Below are 18,965 nucleotides of genomic sequence, written 5' to 3' on the forward strand. Positions count from 1 at the left end.
CAGACAACCCTCACACCACAGCGCTGCCGACCCGGCATCAGCACCGGGTCGGCCTCTGGCCACTTCCAGTGGATCAGTCACGTGTCCCCCGAGTTCTCGTTTGCCAGGTGCCGTCCGATCCAGGTGGCAAGGTCGGCCCCGAGGCTTCCCCTGGCAATCGGCGCCATCCCCCAGCGACTCCGCCGCGCCCCGCAGTTCGGGCCCCCGGTGCAGAAGCGCAGCCAAACGCGACCGTACGTGGTAGAAAATGTGGCGGGATCTGACGATCAGTCATGATCCTTATGCTACTTGCCACCGACCGAGCGGAGTGGCTACCGGTGGACCAGTTGGACCTGGCCGAGCGGGTCGCGCTGCTCGCGGACGGGGCCGGCGCCGATGCTGTCGCCGAGTCGGTGCGGCGGGCGGCGCGGCGGGCTCGGGCGCCGTTGGGCAGGGTGGCGGTGATGGGGGGCAGCCGGGTGGGCAAGAGCCGGCTGGTGGCCGTGCTCGGCGAGGGTGGCTGGGCGGAGCTCGCCGGGCTGGAGCTGGTGGACACGCCCGACTGGGAGACCTGGCCCGACCATCCAGAGACCGCCGCGCTCGCGCGCCTGGTGGCCGACTGCGACCTGCTGGTGGTGGCCACCGAGGCCCGCCGGGCGCTGCCGTCCACCGAGCAGGCCCGGCTGCGGGCGCTCGCCGCGCAGCCGCAGACGCCTCCGCTGCTGGTGCTGGTCACCAAGCTGGACGAGGTGGAGGACGAGGCTCCCGAGGTGCTGCTGCGGGTCCGCCACCTGACCCGCACCCTGGCACCCGCCGCCCAGGTGCTGCCCGCCCCGCAGCAGCCGCCGGTCGACGACCAGCTCGCGCAGGCCCGGGCCGTGCTGGCCGCGCTGGCCGGTCCCCGGGACCGAATAGCGCGGCGGACCGTGCGCCGTCACCACCAGCTGGCCGACGTCTGCCGGTTGATCGCCCAGGCGGCCGAACGGGCGCTGGCCGAGGCCGAGCGCGCCGAGCCGGTGCGCCGGCAGGCGCTGCAACTGTGGCGCGCGCAGCGGGAGATCGCCCGGGTCCGCTGGCTGACCCTGGCCGCCGACCTGGACAAGCGCTGCCAGGCCCTGCTCAACCTGCTGCGCGACGAGGTCGAACGGCGCCGGGTGGCCTGCGCGGCCGAGCTCGCCGGAGCCCTCGCCGAGGGGCCCGACGCCCGCGCCTTCATCCGCCTGGTGGCCGTGCCCCGGGTCGAGGAGCGGCTGCAGGAGCTCCAGGACTCGATCGGCGAGACGGTCCGTGAGGCCCTGTCCCGGGACGCCGACTGGCTGGGCGCGACCCTGCTGGCCGACCGCCCCGGCGAGAGCGGCGCCCCCGAGCTCGCCGGGGCGTCCCCGGTCCCCGACCTCGAACGCGGCCACGCGCTCGACTCACGGGCCGCCCAGCACCCGGACGGCTGGGACCTCTCCCGGCTGCCCGACCTGCTCGGCTCCGCCATCGAGACCCTGCTGGCGCCGCACGTCAGCGATGCCGTCGCGCACCTGGCCGGCTCCGCGGGCACCGCGCTGACCGGCAGCGCCGTCTCGCTCGGCAACGACCAGCGGCTAGAGCGCGTCATCGACGACCTCGAACACGTGGTCCGCTCGACCTTCGCCGCCCGGCTCGCAAGCACCGAGGAGCGGGTCCGGCTGGCCTACCAGCAACTCGCCGACCGGGCCCACCGGCGCGACGAGCAGTGGTGGCAGCTGAACACCGCGGCGCTGTCCGCACCGCCCGAGTCGGTCCAGCACTGGCAGGGCCTGGCCGGCCACGCGGCCACGCTGGGCGCGCTGGTGGACGCCCGACTGGCAACTCTCGAAGGAGCGTGACGAGCGTGAGGAGCGCCATGACCGGCAACGGCGGATCCGAGTCCCCCGGCAGCCACTTCGACGGGTGGAACACCAGGGTCAGCGAGTTGCGCGGCCTCTACCTGCAGATCCAGGACATCGCCACCGATGCCGAGTCGCTGCTGGGCAGCCCGGCCACCAGCAGCAGCCGGCTGGGCCGGCTGGCCAGCACCGGCAGCGTGCTGGAGCGCGAGACCTTCCGGGTGATGGTGCTCGGCGAGTTCAGCAGTGGCAAGAGCACGCTGATCAACGCGCTGCTCGGCCGGAAGCTGCTGCCCACCAAGGCGAACCCCGCCACCGCCTTCACCACCCTGCTGCGCTGGGGCGAGCACGAGCGCGCCGAGCTGTACCGCAACGCCGACCGCACCGGCGGGGTGACGGTGACCACCATCGAGGAGTTCCAGCACGAGGTCTCGCTGCAGCTGGACGCCGACGGCGCCTCCCGCGAGCCCTCGTTCGCCCTCGCGGTGGTCTCCCAACCGCTGGACCTGCTGCGCCGCTCGGTGGAGCTCGTCGACTCCGCAGGCCTCAACGAGAGCCCCACCCGCGAGCAGGTGACGCTGCAGTTCCTGGAACAGGTGGACGCCGTCCTCTTCGTCACCGACGCCAGTCGCGCCTTCAACATGACCGAGACCGACAGCTACCTCGCCCACGTGCGCCGGCTCGGGCACCGGCAGATCTTCTACGTGGTCAACCAGTTCGACCGGATCGACGAGGACGAGCAGGCCGAGGTGATGGCGCGGTGCCGCCACTCGGTGGCCCGGTTCGGCGACAGCGGCGGGCCCCTGGGGGACAACGTCTTCTTCGTCAGCGCGAAGAACGCCCTCAAGGCCCGGCTGGCGCAGAACGAGGCCGGTGTGCGGGCGTCCGGGATCGTCGAGCTGGAAAAGGCCCTGGAGACCTTCTGCATGCTGGACGCGGCCCGGGTGAAGTTCGTGCGGATCGGCGAGTTCCTGCGGGAGAACGCGATCGGCCTGCGCCAGCACCTGCAGGAACAGAGCGGCATCCTGCTGCGGTCGACCGCCGGGCTGCGCGAGTCGCTCGAACAGAGCCAGGCGGTACGGGACGCGCTGCGCCGCAGCATCCGGGAGATCCGCGAGGTCATCGACCGCTGGATCGAGGACATGGAGGACCAGATCCGCTCCCGGGTCGCCCTCTTCCTGCAGGAGCTGGCCGCGGAGGTCCCCGGCTGGCCGATCGCCACCAACCCCTCCCGGTCCACCGTCGGCCGGCTCTTCCCGGTGACCAGGTCCGGGCGCGAGGAGTACGCCAGGAAGCTGGGCGACAGCTACACGATCACGCTCCAGCGCCGGCTGCAGCTCTTCGCCAAGGGCACGCTGGAGGGGGAACTGACCAAGCGCCAGGAGGAGCTGGGCCGACAGCTCACCCCGCTGCTGCAGCACCACGAGGCGGCCTTCGCCGACCTGCGCACCGACCTGAGCGGGGTGCGCATCGAGCCCGCACCCGACTTCCTGCTGCGCACCTTGGCGCTCTCCATCGGCTGGGGCGAGTCCGGCCGCACCCGTGCCGAGGACATCCCGCTGCCCTACCGGCCCGGCCCGATGCTGGGGGTGGGCACCGGGGCCGGGATCTTCGGCGTCGCTGGCCTGGCCGGGCTGCTCAGCCTCGGGGTGGCGATCCCGCCGCTCGGCGTGGTGCTGGGCATCGGCGCGGCGGTCGGACCGCTGGTGGCTCTCGGCGCTGCCTGGCTCTCCGAGGACAAGCTGCGCGCCAAGGCCACCGAGCAGTTCGCCGCCGCCCTGCTGGCCTCGGCCCCCCACACGGCCAAGGCCTACGCCGAAAGCCGTGCCACCAACCTGCGCGAGGTGTGGCACGGCATCGCCAACACCTTGGAGAGCAGCCTGGAGGAACTGGTCGACGGCGTCCAGCGCACCATCGACGCCTCCCGCCTGGACGAGCAGCAGAAGCAGCACCTGCGCGACGCCCTCTACGCCCACGAGCAGCGGCTCACCACGATCGAGAAGAGCATCGGCGACTTCCTGCGCCCCTACGTCGCCGACCGCCTGGCCGCCGGGGGCGGTGCCTGACGCCACGTCACCTGCCGCCCGGCACGCGCCGCATGTGCCCTGCCCCAGAGGATCTCCACGGCCCGCCCGACCGCTTCCGCTCCGAGCCGGGCAGCGGACGGCGGGACCGGACACCTCCGCGCCGGGCTGCGGGGACCCGCCGCAGCCCCGTTCGTCGATCGTGGTCGGGCGCGGATGTCCGGCGCCCCCGGCGGTCCCGGTCACGGCATGCAGGCCCGGCATCGACGCCGGCCGCTCGAAGCTAACAGAGCGCCAGAGCCGAGCGCCAGGACTCCCGGGAATTGTCCGCTCTTCAGGGCGTGTACCACCGTTCGGGAGACGGTTCCGGTACACACACCGATCATGCTGGACGAAACGGGCCTATCCGCGGCATTCGGGGCGCATTCCGTTCACGATCCCAGATTGCGAGACGCCCGAGTTGATTCCCAAGGTTCCCCGGAGACCGTCAACTACCAATACGGTAGACTGAACTGACGAGACATCAGCAACTTCGGCAGTGCACCCGGCGGGAATCCACCACTTCCGCGGAAGGGTTCGGGTGGTAACTTTGCGGAGCTGGTGTGTGGCGCCGTGTACGTCGACGAAGACGGCGACGGTCGCCGCTTTGTCGGACACCGGCGCCCATCTGCTGCGCTCGGCCGAGCTCTCGCAGCTGCTTGGCATCGGGGCGGCCGACTGGTCGCGGTTCGCCCGGAACTGGGACGACCTGACCCTGAACCGCTTCATGGCCGGCACGAGCCGTACCGGCAGGAGAGCTACATCAACGCGCTCAACGGCGGCGTCGAGCGCGTCTTCGACCCGCTGACCGAGCAGTTCAGCGGCGATCCGCTGCTGCGCGAGCTGCTGGTGCTGCTCGGCCGGATGTTCAGCGCGGTGGACGGCACCCCGGTGTGGAACATCAAGCTCCACCCCTACCGGATCACCGCCGGCGAGCAGGTCGGCCACCCGGCCCCGGAGGGCCGCCACCGCGACGGCGTCACCTTCATCACCTCGCTGCTCATCTCGCGTACCAACGTCGAGGGCGGCGAGAGCGGCGTGTACACCGACGAGGACGAGCACCTGCTCACGGTGACCCTGACCGAGCCCGGCGACCTGCTGCTGGGTGACGACGCCCGCACGACGCACTCCGTCACCCCCGTCCGCCCGGTGGACGGGTCCGCGCCCGCGCACCGCGACGTGCTAGTGATCGCCTACACCGCACGCTGATCCCCGCCTGCCCGGCGCCCCTCCCCCGCCCCGGCGGCCGGACAGGCGGCCGGGCCGCAGGCCGCACCCCGAAGGCCCCGGCGCTCCACGCCCCAGCTCGCAGGAACGGATGACATGACCGGACACCCCCGCGCCCCACGTCTGTGGTTGGTCGACCTCCTAGTGGTCCTGGTGGCCGTGGTGTGGGGTTCGAGCTACCTGGCCACCAAGGAGATCGCCACCGGCGAGGCCGTGGTCGCGCTGCTGGCCCTGCGCTTCCTGGCGGCCCTGCCGTTCCTGGCGTTCCAGGCCGCGGGGAAGCTGCGCGGCCTGTCCCGCGCCGAGGTGCGGGGCGGCGCGGTGCTCGGCGCGGTGCTCTCCGTGGTACTGCTGCTGGAGACCTACGGGGTGGTGTACACCTCGGCCACCAATGCGGGTCTGATCATCAGCCTGACGATGGTCTTCACCCCGCTCGCGGAGGCCGTGATCACCCGCACCCGGCCGCGGCCGGCCTTCGTCGCGGCGGCCGGCACCTCGGTCGTCGGCGTGCTGCTGCTGACCCAGGGCTCGGGGCTCACCGTGCCCCGGCTCGGCGACCTGCTGATGCTGCTGGCGGCGGTGGTCCGCACGGCGCACGTGCTGGTCATGCACCGGCTCAAGTCGGTCCGCCACACCGACTCCGGCGTGCTGACCTTCGTGCAACTCGCCACCGCGGTGGTGGTCTTCGGCATCGCCTCGCCGCTGGCCGGCCACGCCCCGTGGGCGCTGGCGGCGGCCTTCGGCACCAAGCAGTGGCTCCTGCTGGTCCACCTCGCGGTGATGTGCACCCTGTTCGCCTTCCTGGTGCAGATGTGGGCGGTCCGCCGCACCTCGCCGTCCCACGTCAGCCTGCTGCTGGGGACCGAGCCGATGTGGGCCGCCGTGATCGGCGTCGCGTTCGGCGGGGACCGGCCCGGTGTGGCCGGCGGGGTGGGGGTGGTGCTGGTGCTGGTCGGCATCTGGTGGGGCCGCCGGGAGGCCCCCGCCGCCACCGAGCACGCGGCGCCGCCGCAGGCCGAACAGGTCCTGCAGGCCGGCTGACGAGCTGGGACGGGACCGCTCACCCGCCGCACAGCGCCAGAGTGGACCTCACCGAGCCCGGGTACTACAAGGCGCTGAAGAGCAAAGTGCGGACCTTCAGCGCCGCCCCGGCGCTGTTCTATGCGGCCAGCAGCTTCCTGGTCCTCGGCTCCGCGTCGGTGGCCGCCTCCGGCGCCCGGCCGGCCCGGCGGCGTTCGTCCGGCTCTGCGACGCGGTCCGAGGTGTCCTGAAGGTTGGGCTTCCCTTCCACGGCTGCGCGCGCCCGTCATGGCTACGGACGGGCGGCCGACGCCCCGGTCAACTTCCCCGAGCGCAGCTCCGCGAGGAAGGCAGCCCAGGCACCGGCAGTCACAGTGAGGGCGGGCCCGTCCGGGTCTTTACTGTCCCGGAGCGGGACCAGGGCAGAGAGATTGACGGCCACCTCGACGCACTCGCCGCCGTTGCTGCTGTAACTCGACTTGAACCAAGCGGGATCGGTCATGTCCCGATTCCTACCCACCCCAGGCGCGAAACCTCACACCCCTGCGGTGAACTCCCCCGCCCGCACACGCGCCACGAACTCCGACCACGCATCGACAGTCAACGCGAGAGCCGGACCCTGCGGGTCCTTGCTGTCACGCACCGGAACTATGCCAGGCAGGTTGGCAGCCACCTCAATACATGCGCCGCCGTTGCTGCTGTAACTCGACTTGAACCAAGCGGGCTCGGTCACTGAAGTTCCTTTCGTACCTTGCTGATCAGCGCCACGGATGCGCCCTGCGACAACGCCTCCACTTGTAGCTGATGATAGGCCGTCAGCAGCGGTCGCACCGCGTCGGGATCACGCTCCACCTGGCCACGCTGAGCAGACTCTGCATAGCTGAGGACCGTGCCATTTCGCTGAGTCAGCAGGTAGACGGGCAGATCCAGGCTGCGGGCCTCTCCCATCTCGTACGGAGCTACCTGAAGGACCGTGTAAGGGAGCTCGGCGAACGCGATCAAGCGATCCAACTGCGCCGTCATCACATTTTGGCCGCCGACCATCCGGCGCAGGCAACTCTCATCCAGCACCGCATGAACGAATGGCGCCGGATCCTCCGAGAGCCTGGCTTGCCGCTCCGCGAGCACCGTCAAACGCTCCCGTGCCTGATCCTCGGTGATACTGCCCCGTCGAACGGCTCCGTCTGTGATCGCCCTCGCATACTCCGGTGTCTGCAGCAGTCCAGGAATGATCCCCAGCTCGAACACCCGCAGCTCCACCGCCCGTTCCTCCTGCGCCAGGTAGTCCGCGAACCCGTGCAAGAGCGAGGTCCGGCGGATGTCCCAGAACAGGTCTACGAACTTGCTGCCTGTCTCGTACACCTGGTCAACTCTTCGCGCAAAACGGGGAGTAGGCGGCTTGCGGCCGGTCTCCACCGCTGACACGTGCGTGCCCGAGTACGAGAGCTGACGCCCCATCTCCTCCTGCGTCAGGCCCAAGCCCTCCCGCAGCTTGCGGAGTTCGGCACCGAAGGTGTGGCGCGGCGAGGTCTCGGGGTTCAACTCCAAGCGATTCAAGGACCGTTCTCCGTTCTCCCCTGACACGTTGAAGGCTCTCTCCTCCAAGCGGAGAGTAGATGTGCTCCCGGTAGTGACTCGACTACCCAGCGGAGCGACGCCACCGACTATGCGGCATCCGTCAACCCCCGTCATCACCTTCCCGGAACATCGGTCCACCCAGCCGGGTGGAGCCGGGAGCGCGCCCGCCACGCGGGGCGCGCCATCTCCACGCGAGCCCCGTCCACGCCGGTGGTCCAACTACCCCATCCACCAGCAAAGGTGACATATCCCCATGACCCAGAGCCAGAGCCAGAGCCAGATGACCCTGCGCGTCTACCGCATCGCCCCCGGCGGCGAGCGCACCGAGCTGAGCAGCACCGAAGTGGCCGCCGGCCAGCCCTACGAAGCCCCCCGCACCACGCTGTTCGAGGAGCCGTGCCGGTGCGGGCGCTGTCAGCAGTCCGCGGCGCTCGCCGCCCTCCCCGGGGCCGAGTTGCCCTCCCCCACCCCGGCCCCCGGCTGCGCCACCTGCGCCGACTTCCACGCCGAACTCCGGGTGGCCCAGGCCCGCACCTCCGCGTGGTCCGACGTCCGGGTGCTGTGGCGCCGTCACCTGGCGGCCGCGCATGCCGTCGCCGACTGCCCAGGCCCTACCATCGTGCGATGACCAGCCAGCCGTTCCTCTACGTCGTCGTGTGCGCCTCCGGGATAGCCGGCGGGGTGGGTGAGCTGATCGGGGCGGCCCAGCGGCAGGGGTGGCGGGTCGGGGTGGTCGCGACGCCCAATGCGCTCGCGTTCATCGACCAAGCGGCCATCGAGCAGCAGACCGGCTATCCGATCCGTTCTGCCTGGCGCACCCCCAGCGCTCCGGCGCCGCTGCCGCCCGCCGACGCCATCGCCGTGGCGCCCGCCACCTTCAACACCCTCAACAAGTGGGCCGACGGCCACGCCGACACCCTCGCCCTGGGCATCCTCACCGAGGCGTACGGGCTGGGCATCCCGGTGGCCGTGCAGCCGTGCCTGAACGCGGCCCAGGCGGCGCACCCGGCCTACGCCTCCAGCGTGGCGCGGCTGACGGCCATGGGGGTGCGGTTCGGCGACTTCGTTCCGGGCAGCGCGCCGGGCGACTACAACTGGACCGCTGTGCTGGACCTGTTGCGCCCGAGTCCGGCATTCGGGCAAGGGTAGACACTGTCTACTACCCGCTGGTAGACACGTCCCGTGCCCGAGCAACCCCCGCTGCGCGAACGCCTGGTCGATGTCGGTGTCGAACTCGTGCTCGCCCACGGACCGGTCGGCCTGCGGGAGATCGCCCGCCGGGCCGGGGTCTCGCACGGTGCGCCCAGGCGCTACTTCCCCACCCACCACGCGCTGCTGTCGGCGATCGCCGAGCGCGGGTACCAGGAGCTCGGGCGCCGCTTCGCCACAGCCCAGGCCACGACCACGACCACGACCACGACCGACGATCCCCGCGCCCAACTCGCCGCCTACGCCCGGGTCTACGTGGGCTACGCGCTGGAGTGCCGCGGGATGTTCGAGCTGATGTTCCGGCACGACCTGCTCGGCGGCGGCCAACTGGCCTCGGGGCTGACGCCCTTGCGCGAGTCCACGCTGCCGCTCTTCGAGCAGCTGGTGCGCCTGGTGCAGCGCTGCGGGGTCACGGAGGCTCCCGCCACCGCCGCCGCGCTGTGGTCGGCCATGCACGGCATCGCGCAGCTGTGGACCTGGGGCAGCCTGCAACTCGTCCTCGGCGGCACCGGATCCCAGCGCCTCGACCAGCACCTCGACCAGCACCTCGACCAGCGCCTCGACCAGCTCGTCGAGACGGTGCTGGCGGCCCACCTCACCCCTGAACCTGGAGGCACCATCCCATGACCGGCTCCCGCGTCCTGTCCTTCGGCCACTACCAGCCGGCCAAGGTGGTCACCAACGCCGACCTCGCCGAGCTGGTCGACACCAGCGACGAGTGGATCCAGAGCCGGGTCGGGATCAAGACCCGGCACATCGCCGACGAGCACGAGACCGTCCCCTACATGGCCGCGCAGGCCGCCACGAAGGCGCTGGCCACCGCCGGCCTGAGCGGGGCCGACATCGACCTGGTGATCCTCGCCACCTGCACCGCCGTCGACCGCTCGCCCAACATGGCCGCCCGGGTGGCCGCCGCGATCGGCGCGCCCTCGCCGGCCGCGATCGACGTCAACACGGCCTGCTCCGGCTTCCCGCACGCGCTCGCGCTCGCGGACGCCACGATCAAGGCGGGCTCGGCGACCAAGGCGTTGGTGATCGGGGTCGAGCGCCTGAGCGACTTCACCGACTGGACCGACCGGCGCACCTGCGTCCTGGTGGCCGACGGGGCGGGAGCGGCGGTCGTGGTGGCCGCCGAGGAGCCGGAGATCAGCCCGGTGGTCTGGGGCTCGGTGCCGGAGATGGGCGACGCGGTGCGGATCGAGGCGCCGAGCAACACCTTCGCCCAGGAGGGCCAGAGCGTGTACCGCTGGACCACCACCGCGCTGCCCAAGGTGGCCCGCCAGGTGCTGGAGCGGGCCGGGGTCCAGCCGGAGGAGCTGGGCGGCGTCATCCTGCACCAGGCCAACCTGCGGATCATCGAGCCGCTGGCCCGCAAGATCGGCGCGGTCAACGCGGTGGTCGCGCACGACGTGGTGGAGTCGGGCAACACCTCGGCCGCCAGCATCCCGCTGGCGCTGTCCAAGCTGATCGAGCGCGGCGAGATCGCCCCCGGCTCGCCGGTGCTGCTCTTCGCCTTCGGCGGCGGCCTGTCCTACGCGGGCCAGGTCATCCGCTGCCCCTGAGCACCCCGGCCACCGCTCGCCGGGGTCGACCCCGCGGCCGACCCCGGCGGCCCACCCCGCAGCCGGCCCCGGCGGTGAGCCGACCCCGGCGGTGGCACGGTGTCAGAGGTGCAGCGCCACGTCCTTGTGCTTCTCCCGCAGCTCCGGCGGCAGCGGCTTGGCCTTCGACTTGGCCACCGCCACCGCCCGGGCCGCGTGGAACACCTCGACCGGGTCGCCCTGCTCGGACCAGACCGGGGTGCCGCACCACGGCCCGATCAGCCGGAACTGCTGCAGCGCCGCCTCGTACAGGCCGGCCTGTAGGAGGTAGCGCGCCAGCAGGTGCCGCAGCGTTGGGAGGTTCTCCTCCTCCGCCGGGACCAGCGCCAGGGCGTCCGCGACGGCCAGCAGCCGCTTCTTCGCCGCGCCACCGGACGGCAGCGCGGTGCGCCTCTTCTCCAGCTCGGTCAGCGCGTGCAGGTAGATCCCCGCGAGCGGGCTGCCCGCCGGCGCGCCGTCCATCGCCCTTTCGGCGAAGCCCAGCATCTTCGCGTCCGAGCCGAACCACTTGGCGCACCAGTACTGCATGCCCTGCCAGTGGCCCTCGTAGTGGTGCGGGGCCCGGGCCACCAGGCCGTCCCAGAGCGGCTGGAAGCGGTCCGGCCGGTACTGCGCGCCGCGCGCGGCCGTCACCATGACCACCCAGGGTGCCGGGTTGCGGGGGTCCAGGTGGGCTGCCCGCTGCGCCGCCTCGATCGCCGCCGGCAGCAGGGCGCGGAACTTCGCCATGTTCGCGGCCGGCACCTCGTGGGCGTAGCCGCTGCCCCGGATCGCCCAGGCCTGGTGCACCATCAGGTCGGCCGCCAGCGCGGCCGCGTCACAGCTGCTGGGCACCGCCTCGCGCCAGGCGGTCAGCCACCCGTCGTCCCGGCGGGCGATCGACCGCAGCAGCTCGAACCGCGACCAGTGCTCGTCCCAGTCCCCGTGGGCCGCCTCGAGGTGCGCGGCGGCGGCGCGCCAGTCGCCCGCCCAGGCGGCGTCCGCGACGGCCTGCGACTGGCGGCACGCGCGGTCGGTGGCCGGCGGGCCGGACCGGGTCGGGTCCAGGGCCTCACGGGGCGCCAGCCCGTAGGCCGCGGCGTCGAACGAGGCCGGCGCCGGCTTGAAGGCCCTGGGCGCACGCTTCGGGCGGTAGATCCCGGTGCCGCCGCTGCGGGTATTGCGTATCAGGATGACGAGAATGACGCCGAGGATCGGCAGGAAGTGTGTCACGAGTGAAGATCATGCTGGTCGGCGCCGCATTGGGCAATGGCCCGGGGCTAACCCCGTCGCGCGTACTGGAAGACGAACCCCGCCACCCCCGGCGCGAGCACCCCGAAGCCGATCAGCGCCAGCCAGAGCCCGTACACGACGCCCAGCGCCAGCACCGCCGCCCCGGCGGCCGTCAGCAGGGGGTAGCTGCTGGCCGGCGCGAAGAAGTCCAGCGGGCCGGTACCTGATGCGATGTCGGCCGACGGGTCGTCAGCGGGTCGCGGGCCGCGTTTGACGTGCTGCGCCCAGCAGAAGACGGCGACCAGCGCGGACATCAGGAAGGCGACCACCAGCGCCGCCTTCCCGGCCGGTTCGTGGGCGAACACGCCGTAGACGGTGGCGGTGACTGCGAAGAACCCCGCCACCCCGGTGAACAGCCAGGCCTCGGCCTTCACGAGCGCTCCTCCTGCGGCTCCAGGACGGCCCGGCTGTGCGCCGGGTGGTGCAGGTCGAAGGCGGGGCTCTCGGACCGGATCCGCGGCATGGCGTGGAAGTTGTGCCGCGGCGGCGGGCAGGAGGTCGCCCACTCCAGCGACCGCCCGAAGCCCCACGGGTCGTCCTCGGTCACCCTGGGCGCGTACTTGGCGGTGCGCCAGACGTTGAACAGGAACGGCAGGGTGGACAGCCCCAGCACCGCGGCACCGACCGAGGAGACGGCGTTCAGCGTGCTGAACCCGTCCGAGACCAGGTAGTCGGCGTAGCGGCGCGGCATGCCCTCGGCCCCCAGCCAGTGCTGCACCAGGAAGGTGGTCTGGAAGGCCGGGAAGAGCAGCCAGAAGTGCACCTTGGCGAGCCGCTCGTCGAGCAGCCGCCCGGTCATCTTGGGCCACCAGAAGTAGAAGCCGGCGAAGGTGGCGAAGACCACCGTGCCGAACAGCACGTAGTGCAGGTGGGCCACCACGAAGTAGCTGTCCGAGACGTGGAAGTCCAGCGGCGGCGCGGCCAGCAGCACCCCGGTCAGGCCGCCGAACAGGAAGGTGGTCAGGAACCCGATCGAGAAGAGCATCGGGGACTCGAAGGAGAGCGAGCCGCCGATCATGGTGCCCACCCAGTTGAAGAACTTCACCCCGGTGGGCACCGCGATCAGCAGCGAGGTGAGGGAGAAGAACGGCAGCAGCACCTGTCCGGTGACGAACATGTGGTGCGCCCAGACCACCGCGGAGAGCGCGGTGATCGCGATGGTGGCGCCGATCAGGCCGCTGTAGCCGAAGATCGGCTTGCGGCTGAAGACCGGCAGGATCTCGCTGACGATGCCGAAGAACGGCAGCGCCACGATGTACACCTCCGGATGGCCGAAGAACCAGAACAGGTGCTGCCAGAGCAGCGCGCCGCCGTTGGCGGGGTCGAAGACGTGCGAGCCGAGCCGGCGGTCGGCCTCCAGGGCGAGCAGGGCGGCGGTCAGCACCGGGAAGGCGAGCAGGGCCAGCACCGAGGTGAAGAGCACGTTCCAGGTGAAGATCGGCATCCGGAAGAGCGTCATGCCCGGGGCCCGCAGGCAGATGATGGTGGTGATGAAGTTGACCGCGCCCAGGATCGTGCTCAGGCCGGCCACCACCAGGCCCATGGCCCACAGGTCGCCCCCGGAGCCGGGGCTGCGCACGGGGCCGTTCAGCGGCGCGTAGGCGAACCAGCCGAAGGCGGCGGCGCCGTTGGTGGTGAAGAAGCCGGAGACCACCAGCAGGCCGCCGAACAGGAAGACCCAGTAGGTGAAGGCGTTCAGCCGCGGGAAGGCGACGTCCGGGGAGCCGATCTGCAGCGGCATCACCGCGTTGGCGAAGCCGGCGAAGGTCGGGGTGGCGAAGAGCAGCAGCATCAGGGTGCCGTGGATGGTGAACAGCTGGTTGTACTGCTCGTTGGTGAACAGCTGCAGGCCCGGGCGGGCCAGCTCGGCCCGCATCAGCAGCGCCAGGATTCCGGCGAACAGGAAGAAGCCGAAGGCGGTGGCCAGGTAGAGGTTGCCGATCACCTTGTGGTCGGTGGTGGTCAGCCACTCCAGCACCCGGTTGCCCCGGCGCAGCCGGACCGCGGTCGGGTCCGCCGCCGGCTCGGCGAGCTGCGTCATCCGACCTCCTGAGGGCCCCGGGAACGTTCGGTGACCATGCAATCACCGAACGGCACGAGTACCGCTCAGGCGCGCTCGCCCGAGGCCCCGCTCAGCCCACCCCGGGCCTGGGCCGGGCCCGCCTCGGCCCCCGATACCGGCTCAGCTGAGCTCGCCTCAGGCCCGCTCGACCCGGGACCGCTTGACGGTGCGGAACCGCCGGGCCACCGCCCGCGCCAGGTCGGCCGCCCCGATCAGCCCCGCCTCGTTGCCCAGCGCGGCCGGCACGATCTGCGCCTCGGGCCGGAAGCCCCGCCCGGTCAGGGTGCGCCGGTAGGCGTCCTTGGCCGGGCCGAGCAGCAGCTCGCCGGCCGCCGAGACGCCGCCGCCGACCACGAACCGGCCCGGGTCCAGCGCGGCGGCCAGGTTGGCCAGGCCCACGCCCAGCCAGGTGCCGATGTCGTGCAGCAGCTCGACCGCCATCGGGTCGCCGTCCCTGGCCGCCTCGGTGACCAGCGGTCCGGTGATCGCCGCCACCTCGCCGCCGGCCCGGGCCAGCAGCGGCTCGGCCACCAGTGACTCGGCGGCGGCCAGCTCGCGGGCCTCGCGGACCAGCGCGTTGCCCGAGGAGTACTGCTCCCAGCAGCCCCGGTTCCCGCACGGGCAGCGGTGACCGCCGGGCACCACCTGCATGTGGCCGAACTCGCCCGCCAGGCCGTACCGGCCCCGGTCCACCCGGCCCTGGCGCACCACGGCACCGCCGATCCCGGTGCCGAGCGTGATCATCGCCAGCAGGTCCTCGCCTCGCCCGGCGCCGAACCGCCACTCGGCCCAGGCCGCCGCGTTGGCGTCGTTCTCCACCACCACCGGGAACTTCAGCCGGTCGGTGAGCGCCTCGCGCAGCGGCTCGTCGCGCCAGTTCAGGTGCGGGGCGAAGAGCACCCGGGAGCGGTCGGAGTCCACCCAGCCGGCCGCGCCGATGCCGACCGCGTGCACGTCGTGCCGGTCGGCCAGCTCCAGCACCAGCTCCACGATGGTGTCCTCGACCACCTTGGGGCTCTTGCTCTTGTCGGGGGTGTCGGTGCGCAGTTGCTCGACGATCTTCCCCTCGCCGTTGACCACTCCGGCGATCACCTTGGTGCCGCCGATGTCGATGCCGATGGTCGGCAGCCGCAGCACGCCGGCGGGCAGCGAGCGGCGGCGGTCGGCGGCGAACCGGTCACCGCGCCCGGAGCGGCCGAGCAGGGCGGGCAGGACGGGCTGGCCGCTGCGGCCGGTGGACTGCGTCACAGGCGCGACGATACGCCGCCGGGGCTGCGGTTTCGCTGCCGGGATCCTGAGTGTTGGCCGAGTGGGTGTGCCCGGTACGTCCGGTCAGGTGACAGACTAGGGGGCGCTCACACCGGGGATTCTCATGAACACGTGATCTTCCTCTCAGGTTTCCGGAGATCTCCGTGGAAACCGATCACGCGTTCATGTCGTCCCCGTAGTCGTGTAGGCGACACGGCCGTGTCACCGACACAGGCAGGTAGGCAACGCAGGCATGTGGGCAGCACGGCCCCAGGCAACACAGTCATGTAGGCAGCGCACCGGCCCGAGCGGGGTCCGGGCGGACGGCGACGCGGGACGAACGAGAAACAGATGCAACTGACAGGCCAGCCCTTCCTGATCCTCACGATCATCCTGGTCCCGGTCTCCATCGCGGTAGCGCTGCTGCTGTGGGGCCGGGTGAAGGGCCCCAAGCCGCTGCAGGCAGCGGCCCGGCTGGCGATGCTGCTGTTCTGCCAGGCCACCGCGGTGACCATGGTCTTCGTCATGGTCAACAACGCGAACCTGATCTACGGCAACTGGGACGACCTGCTCGGCTCGGACAGCCACGTCCGCTCGGTCTCCAGCCCGCCGGCCGCGGCCGCCGATGCCGGCAAGCCGGGCAACGACGGCAAGCCGGCCCCCGCCAAGGGGGTGCAGAAGTTCAAGCCGGTGGACGATCCGCTGGTGCCGAGCGACGTGCAGACCACCGACCTCAAGGGCCAGCTGTCCGGGGTGGACGGCGAGGTCAACGTCTGGCTGCCGCCGCAGTACAACGACCCGGCGTACAAGGACAAGAAGTTCCCGGTGGTCGAGCTCTTCCCGGGCTTCCCCGGCTCCTCCAAGACCTGGTTCGGCTCGCTGAAGGTCTCCGACCAGCTCAAGCCGCTGATGGCGAGCGGCCAGGTGACTCCGTTCATCCTGGTCTCGCCGCGCACCCAGCTGATCAGCACCACGGTCGACACCGGCTGCGCCGACGTGCCGGGCAAGGTCAACGCGGACACCTGGCTCTCCCGGGACGTGCCGCAGATGGTGCTGGACAACTTCCGCGCCGACCCGTCGCCGGACCGCTGGGCGGTGGCGGGCTACTCGGCCGGCGCGCACTGCGCCGACCGGATGGCGCTGCTGCACCCGGACCGCTACCGCGCCGGGATCAGCCTGTCCGGCTACAGCAACCCGGGCGCCGAGAACCTCGCGCTGACCGCGAAGGACCCGAAGCTCAAGGAGACCGCCAACCCGCTGTACATCCTCCAGCACGCCGCCACCCCGCCCAAGACCGCGCTCTACCAGAGCGGTGACAAGGGCGACGGCTACGAGGACGGCCAGGCGCTGGCCGCCGCCGCCAAGGCGCCCACCGCGGTGACCGTGGTGGAGACCAACGGCCCGCACACCCCGGCGCTGTGGCGCCCGATGCTGCCGGACGTGTTCAAGTGGCTGAGCGGCATCATCCCCGCCCAGCACTGACGGCCCGTCAGCAGGACCTCGGACCCCGGCCCGCACAGCGGACCGGGGTCCCGCGCGTTGTGCTCCACCCGGGTGGCCTCGGCCGCCGCACCGGCGACGCTCCCCGGGCCGACCGTGATCACCGCCCCTACGATCGGACATGACCAAGCAAGGAGCCGGCCGAGCGCCGGGCGGCCTGCTGCGCCGCACGGGTGAGTGGTGCGCCCGGCACCGGGTGACCGTGATCGTGCTCTGGCTGCTGGCGCTGCTCGGGGTGATGGTGGCCAACCAGGCGGCCGGCGGCACCTACTCGGACGACTTCTCGCTGCCGGACACCCAGTCGGGCCGCGGCCTGGCCGTGCTCAAGGCGCACGACCCGGCGGCCGGCGGGACCGCTGCGCAGATCGTGCTGCACTCCGCCCAGTCGCTGACCGCCGAGCAGGGCCAGATCGCCCAGACGGTCGGCAACCTGCAGGCCCTGCCGCACGTGCTCTCGGTGCAGAACCCGGTGCCGCAGGGCGCCCAGCCGCCGGCCGGCCCGACCACCGGGCCGCTGTCCAGCGACGGCCGCACGGCGTACATCACCGTCCGCTTCGACTCCAACCCCACCTCGCTGGGCACCGACTACCTGCAGCAGGTGGACGGCGCGACCGCCGACCTGCGCGCGGCGGGCGTGCAGGTCGAGTACGGCGGCGCGCTTGGCGAGCTGGCCCGGCCGGTGGCGGACGACCGCACCAGCGAGGCGATCGGCTTCGCGGTGGCCATCGTGGTGCTGCTGATCGGCTTCGGCAGTGTGATCGCGGCCGGACTGCCACTGGTCACGGCACTGATCAGCGTGCTGGCCGGGCTCAGCTGCCTGGGCCTGCTGGCGGCCGCGATCACCTTCGCCAGCGTCTCGCCGACCCTGGCCACCATGATCGGCCTCGGGGTCGGGATCGACTACGCCCTCTTCCTGATCACCCGTCACCGGCAGAACCTGGTGGACCGGCTGGACCCGGTACGCAGCGCCGGCCAGGCCGCCACCACCAGCGGCCGGGCGGTGCTGGTCTCCGGCTGCACGGTGATCATCGCGCTGACCGGGCTCACCGTCTCCGGGGTCGGCTTCATCGCCAAGCTGGGCCTGGCCGCGGCCGTCACCGTGGTGACGGCGGTGCTCGGCGCGCTCACCCTGGTGCCGGCCATGCTCGGGCTGGTCGGACGGCGGATCGACCGGTACCACGTGCGCCCGCCGGTGGCCGAGACGCCCGCGGACGCCGACGGCGCGGCGACCGGCGGCTGGCACCGCTACGCCCAGCGGGTCGAGCGGCGCCCCTGGTACTTCCTGGTCGGCGGGGTGGTGGCGATCGCGGTGCTGGCGATCCCGCTCTTCTCGATCCAGCTCGGCCACATCGGCGACGGCGCGGACCCGACCAGCTTCACCGACCGGCGCGCCTTCGACCTGATGTCGGCCGCCTTCGGCCCGGGCTCCAACGGCCCGCTGACCGTGGTGGTGGACCAGAGCGCCGTCCCGCAGGGCGACCGGTCCGCGCTTTCCGCCAAGCTGACCGCTTCGCTGACCGGTGTGCCGCACCTGTCCAGCGCCACCCCGGTGCAGACCACCTCCGACGGCCAGGTGCTGATCAGCACGGTCTACTCCACCAACGCGCCGCAGGACCACGCCACCACCTCGCTGGTCAACGACCTCAAGGAGCACGTGCTGCCCGGTGCGGTGGCCGGCACCGCGGCGCACGGCTACGTCACCGGGGTCACCGCGGCACAGGTCGACTTCCTGGACATCGTGGCGGCCCGGTTGCCGCTGATCATCGCGGTCGTGGTGGGCCTGGCCTTCCTGATCATCCTCGCGGTCTTCCGCGGCCTGCTGGTCGCGCTGAAGGCGGCGGTGCTCAACCTGCTGTCGATCGGCGCCTCCTACGGCGTGGTGGTGGCCGCCTTCCAGTGGGGCTGGCTGGGCCCGGCGCTGGGGGTGCACGGCAAGGTGCCGATCGAGAGCTATGTGCCGATGATGATGTTCGCCATCGTCTTCGGCCTGAGCATGGACTACGAGGTCTTCCTGCTCTCGCGGGTGCACGAGGCCTGGATCCGAACCGGGGACAGCCGGGCGAGCGTGGCGCACGCGCTGGAGATCACCGCCCGGGTGATCACCTGCGCCGCGCTGATCATGGTCAGCGTCTTCGCCGCCTTCGTGGTCAGCGACAACATCGTGATCAAGATGATGGGCCTGGGGCTGGCGGTCAGCGTGCTGATCGACGCCACCGTGGTCCGGCTGCTGCTGGTGCCGGCCGTGCTCACCCTGCTGGGCGCCCGGGCCTGGTGGACGCCGCGCTGGCTGGACCGGATCATGCCGCACATCAACGCCGAGGGCGGCGAGGCGGACTGACGGCTACTCAGA

Annotated in this window: 18 protein-coding genes; 11 read left to right on the plus strand and 7 right to left on the minus strand. The window is 71.9% G+C overall.

Annotated elements, in window-relative coordinates:
• Nucleotides 1-317 precede the first annotated feature (317 nt).
• The 5 genes from C7C46_RS21480 to C7C46_RS21500 all read left to right on the plus strand — a co-directional run bounded on the left by C7C46_RS21480 (nt 318) and on the right by C7C46_RS21500 (nt 6,396).
• Nucleotides 318-1,835, plus strand: a complete 1,518-nt coding sequence (locus C7C46_RS21480; RefSeq protein ID WP_110671513.1) for a GTPase domain-containing protein — start codon at nt 318-320, stop codon at nt 1,833-1,835.
• Nucleotides 1,836-1,840: 5 nt separating this feature from the next.
• Nucleotides 1,841-3,901, plus strand: coding sequence for a dynamin family protein (locus C7C46_RS21485; protein WP_146259168.1), 2,061 nt, complete (start codon nt 1,841-1,843; stop codon nt 3,899-3,901).
• A 570-nt stretch (nt 3,902-4,471) separates the two neighbouring features.
• A complete protein-coding gene (locus tag C7C46_RS21490; protein ID WP_245984663.1) occupies nt 4,472-5,107 on the plus strand; it encodes a 2OG-Fe dioxygenase family protein in 636 nt (211 codons plus the stop codon).
• A gap of 114 nt (nt 5,108-5,221) precedes the next feature.
• Nucleotides 5,222-6,166, plus strand: a complete 945-nt coding sequence (locus C7C46_RS21495; protein WP_110671515.1) for a DMT family transporter — start codon at nt 5,222-5,224, stop codon at nt 6,164-6,166.
• 41 nt (nt 6,167-6,207) lie between these two features.
• Nucleotides 6,208-6,396 carry a hypothetical protein gene (locus C7C46_RS21500; protein WP_110671516.1) on the plus strand — a complete coding sequence of 63 codons (189 nt, stop codon included), beginning with the start codon at nt 6,208-6,210 and terminating at the stop codon, nt 6,394-6,396.
• Nucleotides 6,397-6,437: 41 nt separating this feature from the next.
• On the opposite strand, the gene C7C46_RS21505 is transcribed toward C7C46_RS21500, so the two are convergent.
• Genes C7C46_RS21505 through C7C46_RS21515 form a run of 3 tightly spaced genes read right to left on the minus strand, consistent with a single transcriptional unit; the run spans nt 6,438 to nt 7,687 of the window.
• Complete coding sequence (locus C7C46_RS21505; RefSeq protein ID WP_110671517.1) at nt 6,438-6,647, minus strand: DUF397 domain-containing protein; 210 nt, start codon at nt 6,645-6,647, stop codon at nt 6,438-6,440.
• Nucleotides 6,648-6,680: 33 nt separating this feature from the next.
• Nucleotides 6,681-6,878: a DUF397 domain-containing protein gene (locus C7C46_RS21510; protein ID WP_110671518.1), complete on the minus strand. Its 198-nt coding sequence runs from the start codon at nt 6,876-6,878 to the stop codon at nt 6,681-6,683.
• Nucleotides 6,875-7,687 (minus strand): helix-turn-helix domain-containing protein, encoded by an 813-nt coding sequence (locus C7C46_RS21515; protein ID WP_245984671.1) that lies wholly within the window; start codon nt 7,685-7,687, stop codon nt 6,875-6,877. Before C7C46_RS21515 ends, C7C46_RS21510 begins: the two co-directional genes overlap by 4 nt.
• A gap of 289 nt (nt 7,688-7,976) precedes the next feature.
• Between C7C46_RS21515 and C7C46_RS21520 the strand changes: the two genes are divergently transcribed.
• From C7C46_RS21520 to C7C46_RS21535, 4 genes are read left to right on the plus strand one after another with little or no spacing between them, the layout of a single operon-like run.
• A complete protein-coding gene (locus tag C7C46_RS21520) occupies nt 7,977-8,351 on the plus strand; it encodes a hypothetical protein (protein WP_110671520.1) in 375 nt (124 codons plus the stop codon).
• Nucleotides 8,348-8,872 (plus strand): flavoprotein, encoded by a 525-nt coding sequence (locus C7C46_RS21525; protein WP_110671521.1) that lies wholly within the window; start codon nt 8,348-8,350, stop codon nt 8,870-8,872. The genes C7C46_RS21520 and C7C46_RS21525 overlap by 4 nt, the downstream gene beginning before the upstream one ends.
• Nucleotides 8,873-8,905: 33 nt before the next feature.
• Nucleotides 8,906-9,559, plus strand: a complete 654-nt coding sequence (locus tag C7C46_RS21530) for a TetR/AcrR family transcriptional regulator (protein WP_245984673.1) — start codon at nt 8,906-8,908, stop codon at nt 9,557-9,559.
• Entirely contained in the window at nt 9,556-10,494 is a 939-nt protein-coding gene (locus C7C46_RS21535; protein WP_110671522.1) for a beta-ketoacyl-ACP synthase 3, read from the plus strand. Before C7C46_RS21530 ends, C7C46_RS21535 begins: the two co-directional genes overlap by 4 nt.
• Nucleotides 10,495-10,596: 102 nt before the next feature.
• Here C7C46_RS21535 and C7C46_RS21540 read toward each other — a convergent pair whose 3' ends face one another.
• The 4 genes from C7C46_RS21540 to C7C46_RS21555 form a co-directional block, all read right to left on the minus strand.
• Nucleotides 10,597-11,745, minus strand: coding sequence for a hypothetical protein (locus C7C46_RS21540; RefSeq protein WP_110671523.1), 1,149 nt, complete (start codon nt 11,743-11,745; stop codon nt 10,597-10,599).
• A 47-nt stretch (nt 11,746-11,792) separates the two neighbouring features.
• A complete protein-coding gene (gene ctaF, locus C7C46_RS21545; RefSeq protein WP_110671524.1) occupies nt 11,793-12,179 on the minus strand; it encodes an aa3-type cytochrome oxidase subunit IV in 387 nt (128 codons plus the stop codon).
• Nucleotides 12,176-13,846: an aa3-type cytochrome oxidase subunit I gene (ctaD, locus tag C7C46_RS21550; protein WP_110671525.1), complete on the minus strand. Its 1,671-nt coding sequence runs from the start codon at nt 13,844-13,846 to the stop codon at nt 12,176-12,178. The genes ctaF and ctaD overlap by 4 nt, the downstream gene beginning before the upstream one ends.
• 156 nt (nt 13,847-14,002) lie before the next feature.
• Nucleotides 14,003-15,079, minus strand: coding sequence for an ROK family glucokinase (locus C7C46_RS21555; protein WP_110671593.1), 1,077 nt, complete (start codon nt 15,077-15,079; stop codon nt 14,003-14,005).
• 387 nt (nt 15,080-15,466) lie between these two features.
• Between C7C46_RS21555 and C7C46_RS21560 the strand changes: the two genes are divergently transcribed.
• Nucleotides 15,467-16,597, plus strand: a complete 1,131-nt coding sequence (locus C7C46_RS21560; protein ID WP_110671526.1) for an alpha/beta hydrolase — start codon at nt 15,467-15,469, stop codon at nt 16,595-16,597.
• Between the two features lie 139 nt (nt 16,598-16,736).
• Nucleotides 16,737-18,953, plus strand: coding sequence for an MMPL family transporter (locus tag C7C46_RS21565; protein WP_110671527.1), 2,217 nt, complete (start codon nt 16,737-16,739; stop codon nt 18,951-18,953).
• The last annotated feature ends 12 nt before the right edge of the window (nt 18,954-18,965 follow it).

Origin of the sequence: Streptomyces tateyamensis, from assembly GCF_003205575.1 — a bacterium.
Lineage (GTDB): Bacteria > Actinomycetota > Actinomycetes > Streptomycetales > Streptomycetaceae > Kitasatospora > Kitasatospora tateyamensis.